Annotated in this window: 22 protein-coding genes and 2 pseudogenes; 10 read left to right on the top strand and 14 right to left on the bottom strand. The window is 61.8% G+C overall.

Annotated elements, in window-relative coordinates:
• Position 1: 1 nt before the first annotated feature.
• The gene (locus tag K9857_RS13835) at positions 2-1,354 is read right to left on the bottom strand and encodes a 3-oxoacyl-ACP reductase (protein ID WP_224536603.1); all 1,353 of its coding nucleotides are present in this window, start codon (positions 1,352-1,354) and stop codon (positions 2-4) included.
• Between the two features lie 254 nt (positions 1,355-1,608).
• Between K9857_RS13835 and K9857_RS13830 the strand changes: the two genes are divergently transcribed.
• Both K9857_RS13830 and K9857_RS13825 read left to right on the top strand, forming a co-directional pair.
• Positions 1,609-2,886 (top strand): acetyl-CoA C-acetyltransferase, encoded by a 1,278-nt coding sequence (locus K9857_RS13830; protein ID WP_224536601.1) that lies wholly within the window; start codon positions 1,609-1,611, stop codon positions 2,884-2,886.
• Positions 2,887-3,081: 195 nt separating this feature from the next.
• A complete protein-coding gene (locus K9857_RS13825; protein WP_224536599.1) occupies positions 3,082-3,876 on the top strand; it encodes an AraC family transcriptional regulator in 795 nt (264 codons plus the stop codon).
• A gap of 113 nt (positions 3,877-3,989) precedes the next feature.
• Here K9857_RS13825 and K9857_RS30535 read toward each other — a convergent pair.
• Together K9857_RS30535 and K9857_RS30530 are read right to left on the bottom strand one after the other, a co-directional pair.
• Positions 3,990-4,586: pseudogene (locus K9857_RS30535) on the bottom strand (methyl-accepting chemotaxis protein); the annotation flags it as partial.
• A 261-nt stretch (positions 4,587-4,847) separates the two neighbouring features.
• A pseudogene (locus tag K9857_RS30530) lies at positions 4,848-5,780 on the bottom strand (cache domain-containing protein); the annotation flags it as partial.
• Positions 5,781-6,376: 596 nt separating this feature from the next.
• On the opposite strand from K9857_RS30530, the gene K9857_RS13815 reads away from it, so the two are divergent.
• A complete protein-coding gene (locus tag K9857_RS13815) occupies positions 6,377-7,270 on the top strand; it encodes a PA4780 family RIO1-like protein kinase (RefSeq protein ID WP_224536595.1) in 894 nt (297 codons plus the stop codon).
• 337 nt (positions 7,271-7,607) lie between these two features.
• On the opposite strand, the gene cueR is transcribed toward K9857_RS13815, so the two are convergent.
• The 3 genes from cueR to K9857_RS13800 form a co-directional block, all read right to left on the bottom strand.
• Entirely contained in the window at positions 7,608-8,021 is a 414-nt protein-coding gene (gene cueR, locus K9857_RS13810) for a Cu(I)-responsive transcriptional regulator (protein ID WP_224536593.1), read from the bottom strand.
• A complete protein-coding gene (locus K9857_RS13805) occupies positions 8,018-10,411 on the bottom strand; it encodes a heavy metal translocating P-type ATPase (protein WP_224536591.1) in 2,394 nt (797 codons plus the stop codon). The genes cueR and K9857_RS13805 overlap by 4 nt, the downstream gene beginning before the upstream one ends.
• 248 nt (positions 10,412-10,659) lie before the next feature.
• Positions 10,660-11,043, bottom strand: coding sequence for a hypothetical protein (locus K9857_RS13800; RefSeq protein WP_224536589.1), 384 nt, complete (start codon positions 11,041-11,043; stop codon positions 10,660-10,662).
• A gap of 160 nt (positions 11,044-11,203) precedes the next feature.
• On the opposite strand from K9857_RS13800, the gene K9857_RS13795 reads away from it, so the two are divergent.
• Together K9857_RS13795 and K9857_RS13790 are read left to right on the top strand one after the other, a co-directional pair.
• Positions 11,204-11,401: a heavy-metal-associated domain-containing protein gene (locus K9857_RS13795; RefSeq protein ID WP_175380324.1), complete on the top strand. Its 198-nt coding sequence runs from the start codon at positions 11,204-11,206 to the stop codon at positions 11,399-11,401.
• Positions 11,402-11,495: 94 nt separating this feature from the next.
• Positions 11,496-12,692 (top strand): multidrug effflux MFS transporter, encoded by a 1,197-nt coding sequence (locus tag K9857_RS13790; RefSeq protein WP_224536587.1) that lies wholly within the window; start codon positions 11,496-11,498, stop codon positions 12,690-12,692.
• A gap of 9 nt (positions 12,693-12,701) precedes the next feature.
• On the opposite strand, the gene K9857_RS13785 is transcribed toward K9857_RS13790, so the two are convergent.
• The 3 genes from K9857_RS13785 to K9857_RS13775 form a co-directional block, all read right to left on the bottom strand.
• A complete protein-coding gene (locus K9857_RS13785) occupies positions 12,702-12,872 on the bottom strand; it encodes a hypothetical protein (protein ID WP_175380322.1) in 171 nt (56 codons plus the stop codon).
• Between the two features lie 177 nt (positions 12,873-13,049).
• Positions 13,050-14,063 (bottom strand): zinc-binding alcohol dehydrogenase family protein, encoded by a 1,014-nt coding sequence (locus tag K9857_RS13780; protein ID WP_224536586.1) that lies wholly within the window; start codon positions 14,061-14,063, stop codon positions 13,050-13,052.
• Between the two features lie 30 nt (positions 14,064-14,093).
• Positions 14,094-14,387: a putative quinol monooxygenase gene (locus K9857_RS13775; protein ID WP_224536584.1), complete on the bottom strand. Its 294-nt coding sequence runs from the start codon at positions 14,385-14,387 to the stop codon at positions 14,094-14,096.
• 113 nt (positions 14,388-14,500) lie between these two features.
• Between K9857_RS13775 and K9857_RS13770 the strand changes: the two genes are divergently transcribed.
• Together K9857_RS13770 and K9857_RS13765 are read left to right on the top strand one after the other, a co-directional pair.
• Positions 14,501-15,430 carry a LysR family transcriptional regulator gene (locus K9857_RS13770; protein WP_224536582.1) on the top strand — a complete coding sequence of 310 codons (930 nt, stop codon included), beginning with the start codon at positions 14,501-14,503 and terminating at the stop codon, positions 15,428-15,430.
• Between the two features lie 305 nt (positions 15,431-15,735).
• Positions 15,736-16,470, top strand: coding sequence for an ArsR/SmtB family transcription factor (locus K9857_RS13765; protein ID WP_224536580.1), 735 nt, complete (start codon positions 15,736-15,738; stop codon positions 16,468-16,470).
• A 122-nt stretch (positions 16,471-16,592) separates the two neighbouring features.
• On the opposite strand, the gene K9857_RS13760 is transcribed toward K9857_RS13765, so the two are convergent.
• Positions 16,593-17,546, bottom strand: a complete 954-nt coding sequence (locus K9857_RS13760; RefSeq protein WP_224536578.1) for an adenosine deaminase — start codon at positions 17,544-17,546, stop codon at positions 16,593-16,595.
• A 183-nt stretch (positions 17,547-17,729) separates the two neighbouring features.
• Here K9857_RS13760 and K9857_RS13755 point away from each other — a divergent pair, with 183 nt between their 5' ends.
• Positions 17,730-18,821: a calcium:proton antiporter gene (locus K9857_RS13755; RefSeq protein WP_224536577.1), complete on the top strand. Its 1,092-nt coding sequence runs from the start codon at positions 17,730-17,732 to the stop codon at positions 18,819-18,821.
• A 125-nt stretch (positions 18,822-18,946) separates the two neighbouring features.
• Here the strand turns inward: K9857_RS13755 and K9857_RS13750 are convergent, their stop codons facing one another.
• The 4 genes from K9857_RS13750 to K9857_RS13735 form a co-directional block, all read right to left on the bottom strand.
• Entirely contained in the window at positions 18,947-20,305 is a 1,359-nt protein-coding gene (locus K9857_RS13750; protein WP_224536575.1) for an 8-oxoguanine deaminase, read from the bottom strand.
• A 256-nt stretch (positions 20,306-20,561) separates the two neighbouring features.
• Entirely contained in the window at positions 20,562-21,248 is a 687-nt protein-coding gene (locus tag K9857_RS13745; protein ID WP_224536573.1) for an SDR family oxidoreductase, read from the bottom strand.
• Between the two features lie 473 nt (positions 21,249-21,721).
• Positions 21,722-22,303 carry an IMPACT family protein gene (locus K9857_RS13740; RefSeq protein WP_224536571.1) on the bottom strand — a complete coding sequence of 194 codons (582 nt, stop codon included), beginning with the start codon at positions 22,301-22,303 and terminating at the stop codon, positions 21,722-21,724.
• Positions 22,304-22,349: 46 nt separating this feature from the next.
• Positions 22,350-23,270, bottom strand: a complete 921-nt coding sequence (locus tag K9857_RS13735; protein WP_175380313.1) for a LysR family transcriptional regulator — start codon at positions 23,268-23,270, stop codon at positions 22,350-22,352.
• 138 nt (positions 23,271-23,408) lie between these two features.
• Between K9857_RS13735 and K9857_RS13730 the strand changes: the two genes are divergently transcribed.
• Positions 23,409-24,758: an aspartate aminotransferase family protein gene (locus K9857_RS13730; protein ID WP_224536569.1), complete on the top strand. Its 1,350-nt coding sequence runs from the start codon at positions 23,409-23,411 to the stop codon at positions 24,756-24,758.
• Between the two features lie 74 nt (positions 24,759-24,832).
• On the top strand, positions 24,833-26,318 hold a 1,486-nt coding region (locus K9857_RS13725), incomplete at its 3' end, for a CoA-acylating methylmalonate-semialdehyde dehydrogenase (protein WP_224536567.1).

The following is a 26,318-nucleotide window of genomic DNA, read 5'->3' as shown; positions in this document are numbered from 1 at the left end:
TCTAGGCCCCCAGAACGCTTTGCCCGCACACGCGCAAGGCTTGCCCGGTGAAGGCACCGGTGCCCGGTTGCGCCAGCCACGCCACCGCTTCGGCCACGTCCTGCGGCAGGCCGCCTTGGCCGAGGGAACTCATGCGTCGCCCGGCTTCGCGCAGGCCGAACGGCACTTTCGCTGTCATCTGCGTTTCGATGAAACCGGGAGCCACGGCGTTGATGCTGATGCCCCGCTCCAGCAGCGCAGGCGCCCACGCCTGCGCCAGACCGATCAACCCAGCCTTGCTCGCTGCGTAGTTGGTCTGGCCGCGATTGCCGGCGATGCCGCTGATCGAGGCCAGCAGAATCACCCGCGCATTGTCACGCAGCGTGCCGCTGTCGAGCAGTGCCTGAGTCAGTACCTGCGGCGCATTGAGGTTGACCGCGAGCACCGCGTCCCAGAAGTCCGGGGTCATGTTGGCCAGGGTTTTATCCCGGGTGATCCCGGCGTTGTGCACCACGATGTCAACGCCGTCGGGCAGGTGCTCGATCAGTTGCGTGGCGGCATCTTCGGCGCAGATATCCAGGGTGATGCTCTTGCCGCCCAAGCGTGCGGCGAGGGCGTCGAGATCGTTCTTCGCCGGCGGCACATCGAGCAGGATGACGTCGGCACCATCCCGAGCCAGGGTTTCGGCGATGGAGGCGCCGATGCCCCGGGCCGCGCCGGTGACCAGCGCCTTGCGTCCGGCCAGCGGTCGAGTCCAGTCGCTCACTTGGGTGTCGCAGGCGTTGAGGCGAATCACTTGTCCCGAGATGAACGCGCTTTTCGGCGAGAGGAAAAACCGCAGCGGACCTTCGAGCTGATCTTCGGCCCCTTCGCCGACGTAGATCAGTTGCAGGGTGCTGCCGCTGCGCAGCTCCTTGGCCAGCGAGCGGCTGAAACCTTCAAGGGCGCGTTGGGCGCTGGCGGCGAGCGGGTCATTCAGGGTCTGCGGATCACGCCCGAGAATCACCAGATGCGCGCAATGCTCGAGGTTTTTCATCAGTGGCTGGAAGAACTCGCGCAACTGTTTGAGCTGCCCGGTTTGCAGCAGATCGCTGGCATCGAACACCACGGCCTTGAGTTTCGGGCCGTGGCCGGGAATCCACTCGGTGGCCGTCGAGGGTTCTGTGCCGTAGCTGTAAATCGCGTCGGTCAGGCGGTTGGCAAAGGCGTTGACGTGCTGCGCCAGTGGCCCGCCGCCGATCAGCAGCGCACCCTCGACCGGCCGCAGCCGACCGGCCTGCCAGCGCTCCAGGCGCACCGGCGTCGGCAGACCCAGGGCCCCGACCAGGCGATGGCCGATGGAGGAATTGGCGAATTCGATATAGCGGTCAGACATGGAACGCACTCCGCAAGCTGGGGTTCAAAGTGTGGACCATGATTGGCAATCAGTCGTTCGGTCCGCGAGATAAGGCCTACGCTTGTGCGTTATGACACGCAACCCCAACGCAATCCTGTGGGAGCGAAGCTTGCTTGCGAAGGCGTTGTTTCAGTGAGCATCGATGTGGCTGAAACCCCGCCTTCGCGAGCAAGCTTCGCTCCTACGGAGGCTGGGAAGGGTTTGGTATCTGAATATTTCATCAGGAGCTTTTCATGACTCAATTGCGCCGCGTCGCGATCATCGGCGGAAACCGGATTCCCTTCGCCCGCTCCAACGGGCCGTTCGCCACGGCCAGCAATCAGGACATGCTGACCGCCGCGCTCGAAGGCCTGATCGAGCGCTATAACCTGCATGGCCTGCGTATCGGCGAAGTGGTGGCGGGCGCGGTGCTCAAGCATTCGCGGGACATGAACCTGACCCGCGAGTGCGTGCTCGGTTCGCGGCTCTCGCCCACGACCCCGGCCTACGATATTCAACAGGCCTGCGGCACCGGGCTGGAGGCGGCGTTGCTGGTGGCCAACAAGATCGCCCTGGGGCAGATCGATTGCGGCATTGCCGGCGGCGTCGATACCACCTCCGACGCTCCGATCAGCGTCGGCGAGGGCCTGCGCAAGATCCTGCTGCAAGCCAACCGCGCCAAGACCACCGGCGACAAGCTCAAGACCTTCCTGCAATTGCGCCCCCGGCACCTGATTCCGGAGTTCCCGCGCAACGGCGAGCCACGCACCGGTTTGTCCATGGGCCAGCACTGCGAGCTGATGGCGCAGACCTGGGGCATTTCCCGTGAGGCGCAGGATCAGTTGGCGCTGGAAAGCCACCACAAGCTGGCCGCGTCTTACGCAGAAGGTTGGCACAACGACCTGATGACGCCCTTCCTGGGCCTGACCCGCGACAACAACCTGCGCCCGGACCTGACCCTGGAAAAACTCGCGACCCTGAAAACCGCTTTTGAAAAAAGCGCCAAGGGCACGCTCACCGCCGGCAACTCGACACCGCTCACCGATGGCGCGTCGCTGGTGTTGCTGGGCAGCGAGGAGTGGGCGAAGGAACGCGGTTTGCCGATCCTCGCTTACCTGCGCGACGGCGAAGCGGCGGCGGTGGATTTCGTCAACGGCGCCGAGGGCCTGTTGATGGCGCCGGTATATGCCGTACCGCGCCTGCTGGCGCGCAATGGCCTGACCCTGCAGGACTTCGATTACTACGAAATCCACGAAGCCTTCGCCGCGCAAGTGCTCTGCACGCTGAAGGCCTGGGAGGATGCGGAGTACTGCAAGACCCGGCTTGGGCTGGATGCGCCATTGGGCTCGATTGACCGTAGCCGGCTGAATGTCAAAGGCAGCTCGTTGGCGGCGGGGCATCCGTTTGCGGCTACAGGAGGGAGGATTGTGGCGAACCTGGCGAAGTTGCTGGATGCGGCGGGGAAGGGGCGGGGGTTGGTGTCGATTTGTGCGGCGGGTGGGCAGGGTGTGACCGCCATCATTGAACGCTGACAATTTGATCAATTGAAATGAGGGACCTGTGGGAGCGGGCTTGCTCGCGAAGAGGCCGTGTCAGTCACCATCAACGTCGACTGACACACCGCATTCGCGAGCAAGCCCGCTCCCACATGGGTCGGCGGTGTTGAATAGATGTGGGACATGGCCTAACGTCGCCCCATCAGCCGTCCAGCAACACAAGGCCCACCAATGCCGACCAACGGACAAGTGTCCCTCGAACGCCGCATCCCGCCCATCACCACACTCCCGCGCCCGCTATACGCTCGGGTCGAGAGCCTGAACGCCGGCTCCTGGACCCCGGCCCACAGCCACGACTGGGTGCAATTCTCCTACGCCATCAGCGGTGTTCTCGGCGTGCACACCGCCGAAGGCAGTTTCTTTGCGCCGCCGCAGTGGGGGATCTGGATTCCGGCGGATCTCGAGCATCAGGTCGTGACCTCGATGCGTGCCGAGATGCGCAGCCTGTATGTGCGTCGCGAGGATTGCCAATGGGCGGCCGGGCGTTGTCGTGTGCTGGAAGTGACGCCGCTGGCCCGGGAGTTGATCAAGAGTTTCTGCCAAATGCCGGTGGAATATCCACAGGGCGACAGTCAGGAGGCGCGGCTGGTGAGCGTGCTCCTGGATCAGCTGGCGAACCTGCCAGAAGTCGGCTTCTCCCTGCCGTTACCCCGCCATGAGCGGTTGCTGGGGTTGTGCAACGAGCTGATCGAAAACCCCGAGCACACCGTGACCCTGCAGGAATGGGCCGAACGCCTGGGCATGTCGGAGAAGACCCTGATGCGCCTGTTCCAGCGCGAAACCGGGTTGAGCTTTCGCGGGTGGCGCCAGCGGATGCGGCTGTTGTCGTCGCTGAGCCTGCTGGAAGAAGGTGACAGCGTGACCAACACGGCGCTGGCTTGCGGGTATGACTCGACGTCGGCGTTTATTGCGGCATTCAAATCACTGTTCGGGTTTACCCCGGGGGAATTGTTTCGGCAGACCTAAATGTGGGAGCGGGCTTGCTCGCGAAAGCGGAGTGTCAGTCGACGTATTTGGTGACTGACACGGCCTCTTCGCGAGCAAGCCCGCTCCCACACTGGATCTGCGGTGCTGATGGATCAGGTACGGAACCGCCGCACCAACCCATCCAGCTCATTGGACAACCCGGCCAGGCTCTGGGAATCCAGACGCGCCGAGTTCGCCAGTTCCGCCACCAACTGCGCATCACCATGGATCTGGCTGATGTGGCGGTTGATGTCTTCAGCCACCTGATGCTGCTGTTCCGCCGCGGTGGCGATCTGAGTGTTCATGTCGCGGATCACGTCCACCGATTCGCGGATCTGCCCGAAGCTGTTGCGGGCTTCGCCGATGCGCGTCACCGACTGCTGCGAAACTTCCAGACTGGCGTGCATCTGTTGCGTGACCTGGCTGGTGCGTTTGGCCAGGTTGCCCAGCAAACCGTCGATTTCCGCCGTGGAATCGGCGGTGCGCTTGGCCAGGGCCCGCACTTCGTCCGCCACCACCGCAAAACCGCGACCCTGCTCACCGGCACGTGCCGCTTCGATGGCCGCGTTCAGGGCCAGCAAGTTGGTCTGTTCGGCGATCGAACGGATGGTGCCGAGGATCGACTGAATGTCGTTGCTGTCGCGTTCCAGCTGCTGCATCGACTCGGCGGACTGTTCGATCTCCTGGCTCAGGCGATCCACGCTGCTCACCGCCGCGTCAATCTGCTGCTGGCCTTCACGGGCCTGACGCTGACCACTGTCGGCGGACTCGGCCGCCTGACTGCAGGAGCGAGCGACTTCGTTCGCGGTGGCGACCATTTCGTGGAAGGCCGTGGACACCATGTCCACCGCTTCACGCTGACGCCCGGCCGCTTCCGCCATGTCGCTGGAGACCTGGGTCGAGCTCTTGGACGTGGCGAGGATCTTGGTCGCGGCGCCGCCGATGTTCTGGATCAGGTTGCGGATTGCCGCCAGGAACTGGTTGAACCAGTTGGCCAGTTGCGCGGTTTCGTCGCGGCCACGGATTTCCAGGCTCTTGGTCAGATCACCTTCACCCTGTGCGATGCCTTCCAGGCCATCGGCCACACCACGGATCGGCCGCACGATAACGCTGGCGAAACTGGCGCCGACCACAGCGAAGATCACGGCCAGCACGGCGGCGATGATCGCGATCAACCAGGTCAGCTGGGTCGCGGTGCTCATCACGTCGTTCTTCTTGATCAGGCCGATGAAGGTCCAGCCCAATTGCTCCGACGGCCAGACGTTGGCCATGTAGAGCTCGCCGTCGAGTTCGACTTCAAGCACGCCTTTGCCTGCCTTGGCCAGTTGCGCGTAGCCGTCGCCGAGGCTGCCCAGCGCCTTGAAATTGTGCTCGGGCTTCTTCGGATCGACCAGCACGGTGCCGGTATTTTCCAGCAGCATCAGGTAGCCGGTTTCACCCAGCTTGATCTGCTTGACCAGCTCGGTGAGCTGCTTGAGCGATACGTCGATACTGACCACGCCACCGTTGGTGCCCAGCTTGTTGTCGATGGTGCGCACGGTGCTGACGTAGGTGGTGTCGTTCTGCGCCCAGTAGTAGGCCTCGGTGCGGAACGGCTTGCCCGGCTTGGCCTGGGCCGCCTTGTACCAGGGGCGCTGGCGCGGATCGTAATTGGTGAGCTTTTCATCGTCCGGCCACGACACGTAGCCGCCGGCGGCGGTGCCGAGGATGGCGTAGGCGTAGGACGGATGAGCGTTGCCCAGGTCCTGCAGGAAGGTGAAGACCTTTTTGTCCATATCGCCCTTTGGCACGCTGTCGGCGTTGGCGCTCATGTAGGTCTTGATGCTGTCGTCGGAATTCTTGATCAGCGGCTGGTTGGCCAGATACTCGACGTTCTGGCTGATGCCGTCGAAGAACAGTTGCATGGCATTGCTGACCTGACGGATTTCCCGACCGCTGCTGTCGACGAATCCATCCAGGGCATCACTTCGCAAGTTCAGCACAACGAGGGTGGCGACCAGCACCACGGGCAAGCAGGCGATGATTGCAAACGCCCAGGTCAATTTCTGTTTGATGTTCATCCGCGCTCCAGATTTTCTTGTAAGCCCACGCAGTGCAGATGACTCGCGGTTTATTGGCAGCCGTATTTTTTTATGGCCCGGGTCCGTGGCGGCGACGTCCTTCTTCTGTAGGAAAGGATTGTCGGACAAATCAATTTGTCACTCAGGGCTTCGGCTGTTGTCGGAGGAAATTGAGGGCCGTTTGGAAAAATCCTGTAACAGTGGCGATTCGATGTCGGTTTCTGTCACAAATGCCCCTGTGACTCCCGGCTATCAAGTGCATCGGGCTCGGCTATGATCCGCCGCGGCCGCGGATGGTCCGCGGATTTTCGTGATAAAACCGGCACATTGTGTGCATCGGCATTGTTCACAGGTCGGCACCCCCTCCCCGCAAACGGAGGATTGCCGTATAACGAATGACTTTCGCGTGTTTGGTAATAAAGGACCCAGAATAAAAGCTGATGAAGACTCCAAAACGCATTGAACCCCTGATCGAAGACGGTCTGGTCGACGAAGTGCTGCGACCGCTCATGAGCGGGAAGGAAGCAGCTGTTTATGTGGTGCGCTGCGGCAATCAGTTGCGGTGCGCGAAAGTCTACAAGGAGGCGAACAAACGCAGTTTTCGCCAGGCGGCCGAGTATCAGGAAGGTCGCAAGGTGCGCAACAGCCGTCAGGCCCGGGCCATGGCCAAGGGTTCCAAGTTCGGCCGCAAGGAGGCCGAAGACGCGTGGCAGAACGCGGAAGTGGCAGCGCTGTTCCGGCTGGCCAATGCCGGTGTGCGGGTGCCCAAGCCGTATGACTTCCTCGAAGGCGTACTGCTGATGGAGTTGGTGGCCGACGAATACGGCGACGCCGCGCCGCGTTTGAACGACGTGGTGCTTGAGCCGGAACAGGCGCGCGAGTACCACGCCTTTCTGATATCGCAGATCGTGCTGATGCTGTGTACCGGTCTGGTGCACGGTGACCTCTCGGAGTTCAACGTGCTGTTGACCCCGACCGGCCCTGTGATCATCGACTTGCCGCAGGCGGTGGACGCGGCGGGCAATAACCACGCCTTCAGCATGCTGGAGCGGGATGTGGGCAACATGGCGGGTTACTTCGGACGGTTCGCGCCGGAACTGAAGCAGACCCGTTATGCCAAGGAGATGTGGGCCTTGTACGAGGCTGGCACCTTGCACCCGGGCAGCGTCCTGACCGGCGAATTCGCCGATACGGAAGAACTGGCCGATGTCGGCGGTGTGATGCGCGAGATCGAAGCCGCACGCCGCGACGAGGAGCGCAAGCAGGCAGCTCGTGCGGCGGATGATGCACCGCCAAACAAAACCGAAGAACCGCCACCACCTTGGTTGCAGTGATCGGTTAAAACAGAAAACCGGCTTCGGCCGGTTTTTTTGTGGGCGGGCTGCAGATTCAGGATTGATGTTGCCTGACAGTCAGCCTTCGCGGGCAAGCCTCGCTCCTACAGTTTCTCAGGTTGTTCACAAAAATGGCGGCCACCCCAACCCCTTGTAGGAGCGAGGCTTGCCCGCGAAGACGATGTGTCAGGCAATCGAGATGTTGAAGCTGCCTGCCTCTTCGCGAGCAAGCTCGCTCCCACAGGGATTGGCGGTGTGCGCAGATTTCATGAACACCCACGACCACTGTGGGAGCGGGCTTGCCCGCGAAGAGGCCGGTACATTCAGCATCAATGCCTCAGGCCTGAACCGGAGCCGCACAACACCCCGACTCAAGATTCTTGAGAATCGGACAATCGGGCCGGTGGTCGCCCTGACAATGCTCCACCAGATCCTGCAAGGTGTCGCGCAACTGCCCCAACTCGCGGATTTTCTGGTTCAGCTCATCGATGTGCTGTCGCGCCAAGGCTTTCACATCGGCACTGGCGCGCTGGCGGTCCTGCCAGAGGGTCAGCAGCTTGCCGACTTCCTCCAGAGAAAACCCCAGGTCCCGGGAACGCTTGATGAACGCCAGGGTGTGCAGGTCGTCCTCGCCATACAACCGATAGCCGCTGTCAGTGCGATGGGCCGCCTTGAGCAGTCCGATGGACTCGTAATAACGGATCATCTTCGCGCTCAGGCCGCTGTGGCGGGCTGCTTGGCCGATGTTCATCGATTGTCCTCCAGATCCTCGGGTTTCCAGGTTTTCAACAGTAGCGCATTGCTCACCACGCTCACACTCGACAAGGCCATTGCGGCACCAGCGAGCACCGGATTGAGGAAACCGAACGCTGCCAGAGGAATGCCGATCAGGTTATAGACGAACGCCCAGAACAGGTTTTGCCGGATCTTCGCGTAGGTCTTGCGGCTGATCTCCAATGCCGCCGGCACCAATCGCGGATCGCCGCGCATCAGGGTGATCCCGGCAGCGTGCATGGCCACATCGGTACCACCGCCCATGGCGATGCCGATGTCTGCCGCCGCCAGCGCCGGTGCATCGTTAATGCCGTCGCCGACCATCGCCACCACACCGGATTTCTTCAATGCCGCAACTTCGGCCGCCTTGTCCGCCGGCAGCACCTCAGCGTGCACATGGCGGATGCCCAGCGCCTCGGCCACCACTTTGGCGCTGCCACGGTTGTCGCCTGTCAGCAGGTGGCTGGCGATCTGACGGGCGCCGAGTTGTTGCACGGCCTGCAGAGCGCCGGGTTTCAGAGTGTCGCCGAAAGCGAACAGGCCTAATACCTGCGGCGCAGGGCCTTGTTCGATCAACCAGGACAGGGTCCGGCCTTCGGCTTCCCACTCACTGGCGAGATCAGCCAGAGGCGCGGCGTTCAAACCGCTTTCCTCGAGCAAACGTCGATTACCCAATGCCAGGCGCCGACCCTCGAGGCTGCCGGCAATGCCGCGCCCGGTCAGCGACTGGCTGTCGCTGACATCCGCCACGTCCAGACCCCGTTGCGCACATTCATCCAGCACAGCCTTGGCCAGCGGATGTTCGCTGCCGCGTTGCAGGGCACCGGCCAGTTGCAGCAATTTGGCGTCGTCACCATCAAGGGCCTTCAAGTGCGCGATGCGCGGGGTGCCCGACGTCAGGGTGCCGGTCTTGTCGAACACCACGGCGTTGACCTCGTGGGCGCGTTCCAAAGCTTCAGCGTCCTTGATCAGAATCCCGTAGCGCGCCGCCACTCCGGTGCCGGCCATGATCGCGGTTGGCGTCGCCAGGCCCAGAGCGCAAGGGCAGGCGATCACCAGCACGGCGACGGCATTGATCAGCGCGGTTTCCAGCGGTGCGCCGTACAGCCACCAGCCGATCAGGGTCGCCAGGGCCAGCAGCAGAACCACCGGGACGAAGATCTGGCTGACTTTATCCACAAGTTTCTGGATCGGCGCCTTGGCGGCCTGGGCGTCCTCCACCAGCCGAATGATCCGCGCCAGCACCGTTTCGGCACCGAGCGCCTGGGTCCGCACCAGCAACCGGCCCTCACCATTGATCGCGCCGCCGGTGACCTTGTCTCCAGGCTGTTTGGGGACCGGCAGGCTTTCGCCGCTGATCAGCGCTTCGTCGGCATGGCTCTGGCCGTCGACCACTTCACCGTCCACCGGGAAGCGTTCGCCGGGTTTGACCAGCACCAGATCATGGATGCGAAGGGCGCTGATCGCGACCTCCTGTTCGCGGCCGTCGATCACCTGAATCGCCCGTTCCGGGCGCAGCGCTTCCAGGGCGCGGATGGCGCTGGCGGTCTGGCGCTTGGCGCGGCTCTCCAGGTATTTGCCCAGCAACACCAGGGCGATCACCACCGCCGACGCTTCGAAATACAGGTGCGGCATGCGCCCGGCGGCGGTGGCCCATTCGTAGACGCTCAAGCCATAACCGGCGCTGGTGCCGAGGGCGACCAGCAAGTCCATGTTGCCGGCACCGGCACGCACGGCTTTCCACGCGGCCACATAAAACCGAGCGCCGAAGATGAATTGCACCGGCGTGGCCAGCGCGAACTGCGCCCAGGCCGGGAGCATCCAGTGCACGCCGAAGGGTTGCAGCAACATCGGCAAGACCAGCGGCAAGGCGAGGGCGATGGCCGCGATCAACGCCCAGCGTTCGCGGTGCAGGCGGTTTTGTTGAGTGTCCGTTTGCGGATGGTCGGCTTGCCAGACGCTGGCGCTGTAACCGGCCTTGGTCACAGCGTCGATCAGGGATTGCGCATCGATCTGCCCGAGCAATTCCAGATGAGCACGTTCGTTGGCCAGGTTGACGCTGACGGCTTTGACCCCCGGCACCTTGTTCAACGCGCGTTCGATGCGACCGACGCAGGAAGCGCAGGTCATGCCGTCGATGCTCAATTCAAGACTTTGCTGCGGGACGCTGTAACCGGCCTTGTGCACGGCGTCCATCAGCGCCGGAAGGCTATCGGCCGGCGCCTGGACCCGCGCCTGCTCGGTGGCCAGATTCACGCTGACGGCACTGGCGCCGATGACTTTGCTCAACGCCCGCTCGACACGCCCGGCGCAACTGGCGCAGGTCATGCCGGCAATCGGCAGATCGAAAGTGGTGGTGTCGGACATGGGGCACGCTCCCTGTAGAAGATGTCTACAGGATCAACCTTGCCATGCTGGCAAGGTCAAGTGCCTTGTTGAAGATCAAAAGATCGCAGCTTTCGGGGAGGTGGAGATGTACACAAAACACTGTGGGAGCGGGCTTGCTCGCGAAGGCGGAGTGTCAGGCGCCACCTGTGATGGGTCTGCCGGCCTCTTCGCGAGCAAGCCCGCTCCCACATGGAATTGTGAACATCACAGTATTTGTGACAGGCGACTCAGTATCCCAGACCCGTGCGCTTCAGATACATCCCTTCCTGCGTCATCGCAATCCGGTACTTCTGCACGTCACCCGCGCGCAGCGTGATGTCCTGCGAACCCGGTGCCAGCATGCCCGGGTTGCAGCCCGGCACCTGGCCCGGCAGCAACTTGAGGCGCAGGGAAATATTGCCCGGCGGCAGGTTGAACGAGGTGCTTTGCTCCTGGAACAGGCGCGCGGAGAGCTGGTCATGGATGTACACGCCAATTTCGCAACTGGTCGCGACTTCCAGTCGCTCGCGGGAAATGATCAGCACGCCGTAGTCTTCCCCGGCGGCATGGGCCGAAGGCATGGCGGCGAAAAGGCCGAGCAGGCCAAACAGGCTGAAAGCTGACCAGCGCATGGCTGAATCTCCTGAGATCGAAACATGAATGGACGCAGCTTGGCCGAGCGCGGCGTCAATTGCCAGCCCGGCAGATCACTTCAGAACTTGACCTTGCCATGGTGGCAAGCTCGACACTGCCGGCAACCTCACTCAAATGCGTCATGAAAGGAGTCGTCCCATGCAAGTATTCAATGTCGAAGGCATGTCCTGCGGTCACTGCGTCAGGGCCATCACCCAAGCGGTCCAGGCCAAGGATCCGGCGGCCAGCGTGCGCGTCGATCTGGCGGCGAAGGAAGTAGGCGTCGAGTCGTCGCTGTCGGCTGAGCAGGTGATCGCGGTGATCAGCGAAGAAGGCTACGGCGTCAAGCTGGCCTGATCTTTTTAATAGTTAGCGAGCTATCGGAATGTTCAAGGCGTCCATGCGCGGCTAGACTGTCGGGCCTGCCGACTTCTGCCCAACTGGATGCCTGATGAATTTCCGCACAATCCTTATTCTCGGCGCCTTGAGCGCTTTCGGTCCGTTGGCGATCGATTTTTACCTGCCGGCCTTCCCGGCAATGGCGCAAGCCTTCGGCACTGACGAAAATCACGTTCAACTGACCCTGGCGGCGTATTTTCTCGGTTTGTCCATCGGGCAATTGGGTTACGGGCCAGTGGCAGACCGCTTCGGGCGGCGCATTCCATTGTTGGCCGGTGTCGGGCTGTTTACCCTGGCGTCCCTGGCGTGTGCCTATGCACCGAGCCTGGAATGGCTGATCGGCGCGCGATTCGTCCAGGCCTTGGGCGGCTGCGCCGGCATGGTGATTGCCCGGGCGGTGGTCAGCGATAAATGTGATGCGGTGGGGGCGGCCAAGGTCTTTTCGCAGTTGATGCTGGTAATGGGCCTGGCGCCGATTCTGGCGCCGATGCTCGGCGGGTTGCTGGTCAATAGCTCCGGCTGGCAGTCGATCTTCCTCGCATTGACCGGTTTCAGCGCATTGGCCGGTCTGGCCGTCGCCATCGGCCTTCCGGAAAGCCTGCCGGCCAATATCCCGCGCCAGCCGCTGTCCGGGGCGCTGCGCCAATACGGTCGTCTGCTGAAGGATCAGGTGTACCTGGGCCATGCCCTGACCGGCGGTATCGCCATCGCCGGCATGTTCTCTTACATCGCCGGCTCACCGTTCGTGTTCATTAAACTCTATGGCGTGCCGGCCGAGCATTTCGGTTGGCTGTTCGGCGCCAACGCCGCTGGCTTCATTCTGGTAGCCCAGGTCAATGCGCGGCTGTTGTCCAGACGCGGGCCGGCGTTCCTCCTTGCTCGCGCGGTATGGGTTTACCTTGGCGCAGGTTTGACTCTGCTGGCGGTCAGTGCCTTGCACACCGAAAAATTGTGGCCGTTGTTGATACCACTGTTTATCTGCATTTCCAGCCTTGGTTGCATTCTTCCCAACGCCTCTGCCTGTGCGATGAACGGTCAGGGTGCGAGGGCGGGCAGTGCTTCGGCATTGCTTGGCTGCCTGCAATTCAGCGTGGCAGCGGGCGCCGCCGCGCTGGTGGGAGTTTTGCACGACGGCAGCGCCATGCCGATGGCGCTGGTCATCAGCCTGTGCGGAGCGTTGGTGGCAGGCGCGGCCCTGCTCACCCGGCGTCTGCAGAATGCCCGGGCGTTGGCGCAAGCCCAGGTCTGAGGAGGGGACTCAGCCGACAGCACGTTGCTGGCGTTGAGGGAGGTAATGAGGCGCGTGCAGGCGCGCTTCGAGAGTGCTGGTGAAGGCGCGCGCTTCAGCTTCGCTGCGGAATGTCACGGCGTGTTGGTCCAGGCGGACCTGCCACTGGGATTTCGCCAATTCTTTTATCAGGATCTTCATTGCTGACCTCCTCAAGTAAAAGATTGCCTCGCAGAGGATTCGATTGTAGACCCGAATTTCGCTGCGTTTGTGACAAGGATCAACCTTCGGACTGACGGCAAAAGGATCGCAGCTTGCGGCAACTTCTGGACATGATTTTGTCCGCTGCGCGCTCTGCGATCCTTTGATTGTGGCCTTTTAGAACCCTTCCAACACGATCTTGCCCTTGGCCTTGCCGCTTTCCAGCAGCGCATGGGCACGGCGCAAGTTGGCCGCATTGATGGTGCCAAAATGCTCGCCAACCGTGGTCTTGAGCGTACCTTCATCGACCAGTTGGGCCACACGATCGAGCAGCTTGTGCTGTTCGATCATGTCCGCAGTTTCGAACAGCGAACGGGTGTACATGAACTCCCAGTGCAGCGACAGACTCTTGCGCTTGAGCTTGGTCACGTCCAGGGTTTTGGGGTCATCGATCAGCGCCAGTTTGCCTTGCGGCGCCAGGGCTTCGATCAGTTGATCGAGGTGATGATCGGTCTGGGTCAGGCTGGCCACGTGCGTCACTTGAGCGATGCCGGCTTTTTTCAGCGCTTCACTGAGCGGCTGGCTGTGATCGATCACCTGATCGGCGCCCAATTCCTTCACCCAGCTCTGGGTCTGTGGACGCGACGCGGTGCCGATGACGTTCAGACCAGTCAGTTGCTTCGCCAGTTGGGTGAGGATCGAACCGACACCGCCGGCGGCTCCGACGATCAGCAGGCTCTGGCCTTCATCGGTTTTGCCTTCGCGAATTTGCAGGCGTTCGAACAGCAGTTCCCAGGCGGTGATCGCGGTCAGGGGCAGGGCGGCGGCTTCGGCGAAACCGAGGGTTTTAGGCATGTGGCCGACGATTCGCTCATCCACCACATGCAGCTCGCTGTTGCCGCCTGCGCGGGCGATGGAGCCGGCATAGAACACCTTGTCCCCGGCCTTGAACAGGGTCACTTCACTGCCGACGGACTTGACCACACCGGCCACGTCCCAGCCCAGCACCTTGGCTACGCCGCCCTCGGGCTGCACGTTCTGGCGGACCTTGGTGTCCACCGGGTTGACCGAGATGGCTTTGACTTCCACCAGCAGGTCGCGCGGGCCGGCGACCGGCTCCGGCAGCTCGATGTCCTGCAGGGATTTTTCGTCGCTGATCGGCAGGGACGCGTAATAGGCAATGGCTTTCATCGGTGGCTCCTCAAATGTATGGAAAATTGATCACGCGACGCTGCGCAGACGCTTGAGCTCGAAGTGTTCGAGGAAATCGGCGGCTTTGGCCCGGAAGTTTTGAATGTGGGCACTTGCGTCATGGGCCTGGAGCGCTTCGTCACTGCTCCAGTGTTCGATCATGTAGAAGGCCAGCGGATTGGCCAGGTCCTGGTGCAAGTCATATTGACCGCAGCCGGCTTCGGCGCGGGTGGGTTCGACCAGCGCCCTCAGATGTTGCTCAAGCGCGTCCTGCTGGCCGGGTTTGGCGATGAGAGTGGCAATGGCGGTGAAGGGCTGGGACATGGACGGTCTCCGGGTGGCTGATGGCGATGAGTGGATGATTAGCTATTTCTTCCCGAGAAAAAACTCGCTAAAAGAGCAGGCTCTTTCAATATTTTTTTGATAATGGATTTGGAATGCTGCGTTTCGATGATTTGCAGTTGTTCGTTCGGGCGGCGGATCTGGGCAGCCTGTCGGCGGCCGCGCGGGGCATGGACATGTCGGCGGCGGTGGCCAGTGCGGCGTTGAAGCGCATCGAGCAGCAGCTCGGCGCCCGTTTGCTCGCCCGCTCGACCCGCAGCCTGCGCCTGACCGCCGAGGGCGAGGGCTTCCTGGAATATGCCCGGGCGGCCCTGAGTAATCTCGATGAGGGGCGGCGGTTATTGGCCAGCGGCCAGGATCAGGTCAGCGGCGTGTTGCAGTTATCGGCGCCGTCGGACTTTGGCCGCAACCTGCTGCTGCCGTGGCTGGACGAGTTTCAGCGCGAGCATCCCAAGCTCACGGTGCGCCTGTTGCTGGGGGACCGCATCGCCGATCTTTTCCGCCAGCCGGTAGACATCGCCCTGCGCTATGGCGAACCGGAAGATTCCAGCCTGGTCGCGCTGCCCATCGCACCGCAGAACCGCCGCGTGCTCTGCGCCGCGCCGAGCTACCTGGCGCGGCATGGCGAGCCGCGTCAGCTCGAGCAATTGGCCCAGCACAATTGCCTGCTCTACATGCTCGGCAGCCGGGTCCACGACCATTGGAGTTTTCACGACGGCAAACGCGAGGTCGGCCTGACAGTCAGCGGAGATCGCTTCAGTGACGATGCCGATGTAGTGCGACTGTGGGCCTTGGCGGGCGCCGGGATCGCCTACAAATCCTGGCTCGATGTAGGCGCCGATGTGCTGGCGGGGCGATTGAAGGTGCTGATGCCGGAACTGCTTTGCGAGCGCGCTCCGCTGAATTTGTTGTGCGCCCATCGCGCACAATTGAGTAAGCCTGTGAACCTTCTTCGGGAAATGCTTGCCAGCCGATGCGCTTCGTTGAGCAGTCATTTTCCGGGGTTCACCGGAATCGGTCATTAGTCGCGGGAAAAAAGCGAAATTTCCCGCAGCAACTATCAGCATCGTGGATTTGCAGAGGGCAAAAACCCGCGATTGGCCCGCCTATACTAGCGCCTCTCACGCAAGCACCTTCAGTTGCCACGGCGAAGTCCATCCGCCAACACGAGGCCGCTTTGAGCCAGTCCGCAGATGGCCAGGGTGAGCGAAGACTTTGCGCGGTTCATGGCGGTAACCACGCATTGGCCGACGGTGCAATTGTGGTCAAGATGTCTCCTTGCGGCAGACGAACAGAGCAACAGACGAACGATTCAACAGGGAGTGAATTCATGGAACATGCACCTTGTATCAGCCAGATAGCCACCTTGCTGGCTGACCCCAAGCGCAGCGCAATGATGTGGGCCTTGATGGACGGCACGGCGCGACAGGCCGAGGAACTGGCCTTGCTGGCCGGTCTGTCGCCGTCTTCGGCCAGCGCCCATCTGGGGCGCCTGTCCACCGGGGGGCTGTTGAAGGTCGAAACCCGGGGGCGAAAGCGTTTCTTCCGCCTGTCGGCTCCCGAAGTCGGCGCCGCGATCGAAGCGCTGGCCAGTGCGACGCTGGCCAGCACCCCGCAGAACATTCCGGACATTTTCAGACACAGCACACCTCTGGCCAGCCCGCCACCCAAGCGCTCGTCGTTGTTGCGCGCGCGACTGTGCGACGACCATCTGGGCGGCACTCTGGCTGCGGATCTGTATCAGCGATTGCTGGAGGCGGGCTGGATCGAACAGTTCGAGCAGCGAGTGACGATCACGCTCAAGGGCTCGACGGAACTGGCCGCGCGTGGGGTGTTCATCCAGGCGCTGGCTCACCGTAACGGCAAGTCGGCGTGCGCCTGTCCGGACTGGAGCGAAAGGCGCCCGCACATGGGCGGGTCGCTGGGAGCAGCGTTGTTGCAGTTGTTCATGCAGTCCGGCTGGCTGACGTTGCCGGCGGATTCACGAGCGTTGCAGCTCACGGCTGCGGGGCAGCGGGAAATCCATCGTTTCGCCAAGGAAACCGAGCTGGAAATGGCACTGTAGATATTCGGTCCAACACAAAACCCTGTGGGAGCCGAGCTTGCTCGCGAATGCGGTGTGTCAGTCAATGATGACGTCGACTGACACACCGCTTTCGCGAGCAAGCTCGGCTCCTACAGGTTTACTTACGGCTTCACCAACCGCGCATCCAGGCTGTTCTGCGCCAGTCGCCTGGCCTGATCCTGAGTCATCCCCAGATGCGTATGCAGAGCATGGAAGTTCTCCGTGACATAACCACCGAAGTACGCCGGATCATCGGAGTTCACCGTCACTTTCACGCCACGCTCGAGCATGTCGAGAATGTTGTGCTGCGACATGTGGTCGAACACGCACAGCTTGGTGTTGGACAGCGGGCACACGGTCAGCGGGATCTGCTCGTCGATGATCCGCTGCATCAGGCGCTCGTCCTCGATGGCGCGCACGCCATGGTCGATACGCTGGATCTTCAGCAGATCAAGGGCTTCCCAGATGTACTCGGGCGGACCTTCTTCACCGGCGTGGGCGACGGTCAGGAAGCCTTCGTCGCGGGCACGGTCGAACACGCGCTTGAACTTGCTCGGCGGATGCCCCATCTCGGAGCTGTCCAGGCCGACCGCCACAAAGGCTTCACGGAACGGCAACGCCTGGTCGAGTGTTTTCTGCGCCTCTTCTTCGCTCAGGTGACGCAGGAAGCTCAGGATCAGGCCGCTGGTGACGCCCAGTTGCTGCTCGCCATCTTTCAGGGCGGCGGCGATGCCGTTGAGCACCACTTCGAAGGGGATGCCACGATCGGTGTGGGTCTGCGGATCGAAGAACGGTTCGGTGTGAATCACGTTCTGTTCCTTGCAGCGCAGCAGGTAGGCCCAGGTCAGGTCGTAGAAATCCTGGGACGTTTGCAGCACGCCGGCGCCCTGGTAGTACAGGTCGAGGAACTCTTGCAGGTTGTTGAAGGCGTAAGCCTTGCGCAGGGTTTCGACATCGCTCCACGGCAGGACGATCTTGTTGCGCTCGGCCAGGGCGAACAGCAGCTCGGGCTCCAGCGAACCTTCAAGGTGCAGGTGCAGTTCTGCCTTGGGCAGGGCGTTCAGCCAGTCGTACATATTCTTTTCTCATCAGGTGCAGATGGGCGGGCATTCTACAGGTGCTTGCACAAACATTCGGTAAAACCTGACCGAAAGGTTCATAGCCCTGGCTTGAGCAATCGATACGCTAAGGTCTAACGAAACATTAGCACCGCGTCGCAGTCAGTCGCTTAACAGCTCTATCACTGCAAAAGGCCCGCCATGCTCACGATCCTTAAACAGGAAAGCTTTCTGCTGTTGGCGGTGCTCGCCGCCGTGGTTGCGTTCCCGCTCGAGCATTGGTTGCTGCACAGCGGGCAGGGGGTGGCGCTGAGCGCCGGGCTGGTGCTGATCGCCTTCATCATCGCGGCCTCCATGCGCGTGGCCCATCAGGCCGAACTGCTCGCGGAAAAAGTCGGTGACCCCTACGGCACCATGATCCTCACCCTGGCAGCAGTGCTGGTGGAAGTGGTGATCCTGGCGATCATGATGAGCAACGAAGCGTCGCCGACTCTGGTGCGAGACACTATTTACTCGGCGGTGATGCTAGACATCAACGGGATCCTCGGGCTTGCGGCGTTGATGGGCGGCCTCAAACATGGCGAACAGTCCTACAACGATGACTCGGCGCGCAGTTACAGCGTGATGATCCTCACCGCCATGGGCGTGTCGATGGTGGTCCCGGAGTTCATTCCCGAGGAGCGTTGGAAGTTGTATTCGGCGTTCACCATCGGCGCGATGGTGGTGCTTTATGCGCTGTTCCTGCGCATGCAGGTCGGGCCGCACAGTTACTTTTTCAGCTACAGCTATCCGGATAAACGCCGTCGCAAGGAGCCCGTCGAGCAGGAACCGAAGCCCGTCAGCCTGGCGCTGTCCATCGGCATTCTGGTGTTCGGCGTGGTGGTGATCGGCGCGTTGGCGGAGGTGATGTCCAAGACCCTCGATCTTGGGCTGGAAGGGACGGGGGCACCGCCGGTGGTCACGGCGATTCTGGTGGCGGCGATTTCGGCAGCGCCGGAGATCCTGACCGCGTTGCGCGCGGCACTGGCCAACCGCATGCAGTCGGTGGTCAATATCGCGTTGGGGGCGTCGTTGTCGACGGTGATCCTGACGGTACCGGTGATGGAGGCGATGGCGCTCTACACCGGCCAGCCATTCCAGATGGCCATGACCCCGGTGCAGACGGTGATGATCTTCATCACGCTGATTGTCAGCGCGATCAATTTGAATGACGGTGAAACCAATGCCATCGAGGGGATGACGCATTTTGTGCTGTTCGCGACCTTCATCATGTTGTCGCTGCTGGGCCTCTGAACCCGGCACAAACCAACCCCTGTAGGAGCCGAGCTTGCTCGCGATAGCGGGGTGTCAGCCAAAATCAATGTGTCTGACATACCGCTATCGCGAGCAAGCTCGGCTCCTACAGGGGTGGTGTTTTATCAGGAACCAGCGATCAGTTGCCGCGCCGCCTGGCTGTGATCGGCAATCAAGCCCTTCAGATCCAGCCCCTCGACCTGCCCATCAATCACTCGCCACTTGCCACCCACCATTACCCGATCCGCACGATCCGCGCCGCACAGCAGCAACGCCGACACCGGATCATGGCTACCGGAGAACCGCAGTTCATCGAGCTTGAACAGCGCCAGGTCAGCCTGTTTGCCCACCGCCAGTTCACCAATGTCGCTACGCCCAAGCAATTGCGCCGAACCCTTGGTCGCCCAACCCAGCACGCGTTCCGGCGTGATCTTCTCGGCGCCATAGCGCAGGCGCTGGATGTACAGCGCCTGTCGCGCTTCGAGAATCATGTTCGACGCATCGTTGGAGGCCGAGCCGTCCACGCCCAGACCCAGCGGCGCTCCGGCTTCGGTCAGCTCGATGCTCGGGCAGATACCGGACGCCAGGCGCATGTTCGAGCTCGGGCAATGGCAGATGCCGGTGCCGGCGGCACCCAGGCGGGCGATTTCATCCGGGTTGAAGTGGATGCCGTGGGCCAGCCAGGTACGTGGGCCGAGCCAGCCGACGCTGTCCAGATAATCGACGGTACGCAGACCGAAGCGCTGCAGGCAGAAATCCTCTTCGTCGAGGGTTTCCGCCAGGTGCGTGTGCAGGCGTACGTCGAGCTTGTTCGCCAGTTCGGCGCTGGCGGACATGATTTCCTGGGTCACCGAGAAGGGCGAGCAAGGCGCCAGGGCGATCTGGATCTGCGCGCCATCACCGCGCTCGTGGTACTCGGCGATCAGTCGCTGGCTGTCGTCAAGAATCACCTGGCCTTCCTGCACGGTCTGCTGCGGTGGCAGGCCGCCATCTTTTTCACCGAGGCTCATCGATCCACGGGTCAGCATGGCGCGCATGCCCAGTTCGCGAACGCTCCCGACTTGCACGTCGATGGCATTTTCCAGCCCGTCGGGGAACAGGTAGTGATGGTCGGCGGCGGTGGTGCAACCCGACAGCAGCAATTCGGCCAGGGCGACCTTGGTGGCCAGGGCGAGTTTTTCCGGGGTCAGGCGAGCCCAGACCGGGTACAGGGTTTTCAGCCACGGAAACAACGGCTGGTTGACCACCGGCGCCCAGGCACGGGTCAGGGTTTGATAGAAGTGGTGATGGGTGTTGATCAGGCCCGGCAGGATCACGTGCTCGCGGGCATCGAAGACTTGTCCACAGGGTGTGGAAGGCTGCTGGCCAGCGCCGAGCACTTCGACGATCACACCGTCTTGCAGCACCAGACCGCCACGGGCATCGAGACCGTTGGCCGTGAAAATGGCGAGGGGATTTTTTAACCAGGTACGGGTCGCAGGCATGTTGGCCGGCTCCTCTGAAAGTTGGGTTCAGGGTTGCCAGCTCAGTGTTGCCCTGTCTGCTGATCCAGGGTCGCCGGGGAGGCGAGGTGGGCAGTGTCGATCAAAAGCTTGCTGCGGGCAAGCCCGACCCGACGTACATCTACCCTGTAGGAGCCGAGCTTGCTCGCGATGGTCGTCAACGATGACGTTGGCAGCCTGACACCCCGCGGTGCCCGGTCGTCCATCGCGAGCAAGCTCGGCTCCTACAGGTCAGGGATCACCATGGAATGGTCTCACCCCGGTAATTCACAAAATGATGCCCGCCCTTGCCGACGTACGCATTCACCTGATCAACCAGACCACGGGTGCTGGTCTGCACATCGATATCCGCGCCGTCACCACCCATGTCGGTTTTCACCCAACCCGGATGCAACGACAGCACGGTCAGTTTCTGCTCGCCCAGTTGCGTGACGAAGCTGTTAGTCATCGAGTTCAGCGCGGCTTTGCTGGCCTTGTACAGCGCCAGTTCCGGTGCGTCGGGCATGGTCACGCTGCCCAGGACCGAACTCATGAACGCCAGCACGCCGGTGTCCGGACGGATCTGTCCGACAAAGATCTGCGCCAGGTTGATCGGCGCCACGGCATTGGTGAAGAACAGCTGGCCGACTTCGGCCTGCGTCGCACCGCCTGGCGTCTGCACGTCCGGTCCCTTGACGCCGGCATTGACGAACAGCAGGTCGAACACTTCGCCCTTGAGCTGCTGGCTCAAGGCGATCACCGCCTGCCGGTCGTCCATGTCGAGCTTCTCGATCCGCACATTGCCCAGCGCCTTCAGGGCCTCGGCGTTTTGCGGGTTGCGCACGGTGGCGGTGACTTGCCAGCCATCGGCCAGCAGGGTGTTCACCAGGCCGAGGCCCAGCCCTCGGGAGGCGCCGATGATCAGCGCGGTTTTTGCCTTGGACATGAGTGGCTTCCTTGATGAGTAAGAGTCACGGATACCTATGCTGCAACGCCTGATGCGAGGCGTCGAGTTCATTGTGTCCGGTGCGGCATGCATGACAGAGAACTGCTCAAAAAATGATCAGTCATGTGCAAGCCATGTCCGGCATGGGGCGGCGACGGGAATGAACGGGTTATCCACAGATTGCTCCACAGTATTTGTGCGCAAGCTCGAATGTCGGGCATAAGCGGGGGGCGGCTATCTTCCAAAGGTGATAAACCGGTCTAAGTGACTGTTTTTAATTGAATTTGTATTTTGTGATGGCAAATTGGACGAAAAGTGAACAAATCCCGCAAAGCCGCATGACAGAAGGGTTACAGCGGTATGTGCTCAGGTTATCCACAGCCGGGTGCACAGCAGATGTGGGCAAATGTGCGTGGCTGGGGATAAAAGCAAACGTTATAAAAAACGCACCGTTCGGCAGCTCCATGAGGGTTTCAACGCTGCAACAAGATCCGCCCGCGACTTAAATCCGCCAGTTGCCGTTGCAACGTTTCGATATGCGCTTCTCCCACCGCCAACTGCAACTCGACGCCATTAGCTGTGAAATCTTCCTGCACCACCAGCCCGCCGAGTTCCGCCACCCGCAGCTTCACCAGCGCCAACTCGCCGAACGCGCAGGCACAACGCAGCGGCACGCGACTGATCAGCTCGATCTTCGGTGCTGCCTGCAGGCATTTGTTGGCACCGCCGCCGTAGGCTCGGGCGAGTCCGCCGGTGCCTAGCTGAATGCCGCCATACCAGCGAATCACCAGCACCACGACCTGATCACAATCCTGCGCCTCGATCGCCGCCAATATCGGCCGGCCAGCGGTGCCGCCGGGTTCGCCGTCGTCGGTGCTGCGGTATTGATCGCCAAGCTTCCACGCCCAGCAGTTGTGCGTGGCGTCGAGGTCGCTGTGCCGCTCGATGAAGGCTTGCGCCTCGGCAGGGCTGCCGATGGGCGCGGCGAAGGTGATGAAACGGCTTTTGCGGATTTCTTCGCGGTATTCGCAAAAGTCGCTGAGGGTGAATGGCATGGGCGTTTATTTAAGGTCTTGAAGGGTTGGCGGGGCGTCGGACACGTTAACGGGTCGCCGCAAGGCTCTCAAGGAAACTCTCCAGCACCAGATGCGGACGGCGGCCCTTGCGGGTGACCGAGGCGAGGCTCAGGTCATAGAAGCGCGCCTTGGGTTTGAGCGCGCGCAGGCGACCTTGCTGGACCCAGAGACTGGCGTAATGATCCGGCAGATAACCGATGTAGCGCCCGGTCAGAATCAGGAAGGCCATGCCTTCGCGGTCCGAGGCGCTGGCGGTGCAGTTGAGCGCCTGGTAATGGGCCTGGATCTCCGCCGGCAAACGGAAGGTCGGTGCGATGGCGTCCTGTTGATTGAGGCGTCCGTCGTCCAGTTGCTTGTCGTCGACATAAAACAGCGGGTGGCCCACCGCGCAATAGAGCAGCGAACGTTCACTGTAGAGCGGCTGATATTCCAGCCCCGACAACGCGCTGGCCTGCGGCACCACGCCGACGTGCAAGCGGCCGTCGAGTACGCCTTGCTCCACTTCATTGGGCGGGATCATGCGGATCTGGATCTGCACGTCCGGACCGCGCTCCTTCAATTGCGCCAGAGCATGGGTGATGCGCATGTGGGGCAGGGTGACCAGGTTATCGGTCAGGCCAATGGTCAGCTCGCCGCGCAAATGCTGGTGCAGGCCGTTGACCTCGGTGCGAAAACTTTCCAGCGCGCTCAACAGTTGCAGCGCCGATTGATACACCTCGCGGCCTTCTTCGGTAAGGGAAAAACCGGCGCGGCCACGCTGGCACAGGCGCAGACCGAGGCGCTGCTCCAGGTCGCTCATTTGCTGGCTGATGGCCGAGCGACCGATGCCGAGTACGCTTTCAGCGGCAGAGAATCCCCCGGACTCGACCACACTGCGAAAGATCCGCAACAGGCGGATATCAAAGTCGCTGACTTGCGCCAGCGGGTCGGGACGACGGCTGCTCATGGGCTTGCTCGATAGTTTAGTCAGCGTCTGACTGAAGGTTAGAAAAGTTGGATTTCACCGACTTTATCCCCGTGGCAATTTAGCTGCAACAACGCTTTTCATTCCCTGCGCCGCTCATTGCCTTGCGAGGTTCCACCCATGAATTTGCCTGAAAACGCACCGACTTCTCTGGCCAGCCAACTGAAGCTCGATGCTCACTGGATGCCTTACACCGCCAACCGTAACTTCCAGCGCGATCCGCGTCTGATCGTTGGCGCCGAAGGCAGCTGGCTGATCGACGACAAGGGTCGCAAGGTCTATGACTCGCTGTCGGGCCTGTGGACCTGTGGCGCCGGTCACACTCGCAAGGAAATTCAGGAAGCGGTCGCCAAACAACTGGGCACCCTCGACTACTCGCCTGGCTTCCAGTACGGCCACCCGCTGTCGTTCCAGCTGGCGGAAAAAATTACCGATCTGACGCCGGGCAACCTGAACCACGTGTTCTTCACCGACTCGGGCTCTGAATGTGCCGACACTGCGGTGAAGATGGTGCGCGCTTACTGGCGTCTGAAGGGCCAGTCGACCAAGACCAAGATGATCGGTCGTGCACGTGGTTATCACGGCGTGAACATCGCCGGCACCAGCCTGGGCGGCGTCAACGGCAACCGCAAACTCTTCGGTCAGGCGATGATGGACGTCGATCACCTGCCGCACACGCTGCTGGCGAGCAATGCTTACTCCCGTGGCATGCCGGAGCAGGGCGGTATCGCGCTGGCCGATGAGCTGCTGAAACTGATCGAACTGCACGATGCTTCGAACATCGCTGCCGTGTTCGTCGAGCCACTGGCGGGTTCCGCTGGCGTGCTGGTTCCGCCACAGGGTTACCTCAAGCGTCTGCGCGAAATTTGCGACCAGCACAACATCCTGCTGGTGTTCGACGAAGTGATCACCGGTTTCGGCCGTACTGGCACCATGTTCGGCGCCACCACTTTCGGCGTGACCCCGGACCTGATGTGCATCGCCAAGCAAGTCACCAACGGCGCGATCCCGATGGGCGCGGTGATTGCCAGCTCCGAGATCTACCAGACCTTCATGAACCAGCCGACGCCTGAGTACGCGGTCGAGTTCCCGCACGGCTACACCTATTCCGCTCACCCGGTGGCGTGCGCTGCGGGCCTGGCTGCACTCGACCTGCTGCAAAAGGAAAGCCTGGTGCAGAGCGTGGCCGAAGTCGCACCGCATTTCGAAAATGCACTGCACGGCCTGAAAGGCACGAAGAACATCATCGACATCCGTAACTTCGGTCTGGCCGGCGCGATCCAGATCGCACCGCGTGACGGCGACGCCATCGTGCGTCCGTTCGAGGCGGGCATGGCGCTGTGGAAAGCAGGCTTCTACGTGCGCTTCGGCGGCGACACCCTGCAGTTCGGCCCAACTTTCAACAGCAAGCCGCAGGACCTGGATCGCCTGTTCGACGCGGTCGGTGAAGTGCTGAGCAAACTCGACTGATTTGGCTTGGCTACGCATCTATATAGAAGGCACCCTTTATAGGGGCGCCCGTTGACACATTTTCAGGAGCTTCCATGAGCGTTATTCCGCATTTGATCAATGGTGAACTGATCACCGAAACCGGCCGCAGCACCGACGTGTTCAATCCGTCCACCGGTCAGGCGATCCACAAGCTGCCACTGGCCAGCCGCGAAACCATTCAACAGGCCATCGACGCGGCCAAGGCTGCTTTCCCGGCCTGGCGCAACACCCCGGCGGCCAAGCGCGCCCAGGTGATGTTCCGCTTCAAGCAACTGCTGGAGCAGAACGAGGCGCGTATCGCCCAACTGATCAGCGAAGAGCACGGCAAGACCCTGGAAGACGCTGCCGGTGAATTGAAGCGTGGCATCGAGAACGTCGAGTTCGCGTGTGCCGCACCGGAAATCCTCAAGGGCGAATACAGCCGCAACGTCGGCCCGAACATCGATGCCTGGTCCGACTTCCAGCCGCTGGGCGTTGTGGCGGGTATCACCCCGTTCAACTTCCCGGCCATGGTGCCGCTGTGGATGTACCCGTTGGCGATCGTTTGCGGCAACTGTTTCATCCTCAAGCCATCCGAGCGTGATCCGAGCTCGACGCTGCTGATCGCCCAACTGTTGCTGGAAGCCGGCCTGCCGAAGGGCGTGCTGAGCGTGGTTCACGGTGACAAGGCTGCGGTGGATGCGCTGATCGAAGCGCCGGAAGTGAAGGCGCTGAGCTTTGTTGGCTCGACGCCGATTGCTGAATACATCTATTCCGAAGGCACCAAGCGCGGCAAGCGCGTCCAGGCGCTGGGCGGGGCGAAGAACCATGCGGTGCTGATGCCGGATGCGGATCTGGATAACGCCGTCAGCGCGCTGATGGGTGCTGCTTACGGTTCGTGCGGCGAGCGCTGCATGGCGATCTCGGTGGCGGTCTGCGTGGGCGATCAGGTTGCCGATGCACTGGTGGCCAAACTGACGCCGCAGATCAAGGCGCTGAAAATCGGTGCCGGCACTTCGTGCGGTCTGGACATGGGGCCATTGGTGACCGGTCAGGCTCGCGACAAAGTCAGCGGTTATGTCGAAGACGGCGTAGCGGCAGGTGCGACCCTGGTGGTGGACGGTCGTGGCCTGAGCGTAGCCGGTCATGAAAACGGCTTCTTCCTGGGTGGCTGCCTGTTCGACAACGTGACTCCTGAGATGCGTATCTATAAAGAAGAGATCTTCGGGCCGGTACTGTGCGTCGTTCGGGTCAACAGCCTGGAAGAAGCCATGCAGCTGATCAACGATCACGAGTACGGCAACGGCACCTGCATCTTCACCCGTGACGGTGAAGCGGCGCGCTTGTTCTGCGATGAGATCGAAGTGGGCATGGTTGGCGTGAACGTGCCGTTGCCGGTGCCGGTGGCTTACCACAGCTTCGGCGGCTGGAAGCGTTCGCTGTTCGGTGACCTGCATGCTTATGGCCCGGACGGTGTGCGTTTTTACACGCGCCGCAAGGCCATCACCCAGCGCTGGCCGCAGCGTGCGAGCCATGAGGCGTCGCAGTTCGCGTTCCCTA

Source organism: Pseudomonas sp. REP124 (genome assembly GCF_020164475.1).
Taxonomy (GTDB): Bacteria; Pseudomonadota; Gammaproteobacteria; order Pseudomonadales; family Pseudomonadaceae; genus Aquipseudomonas.
The sequence above is the reverse complement of the archived record's forward strand: the minus strand, read 5'-3'. Positions and strand labels throughout refer to the sequence as shown.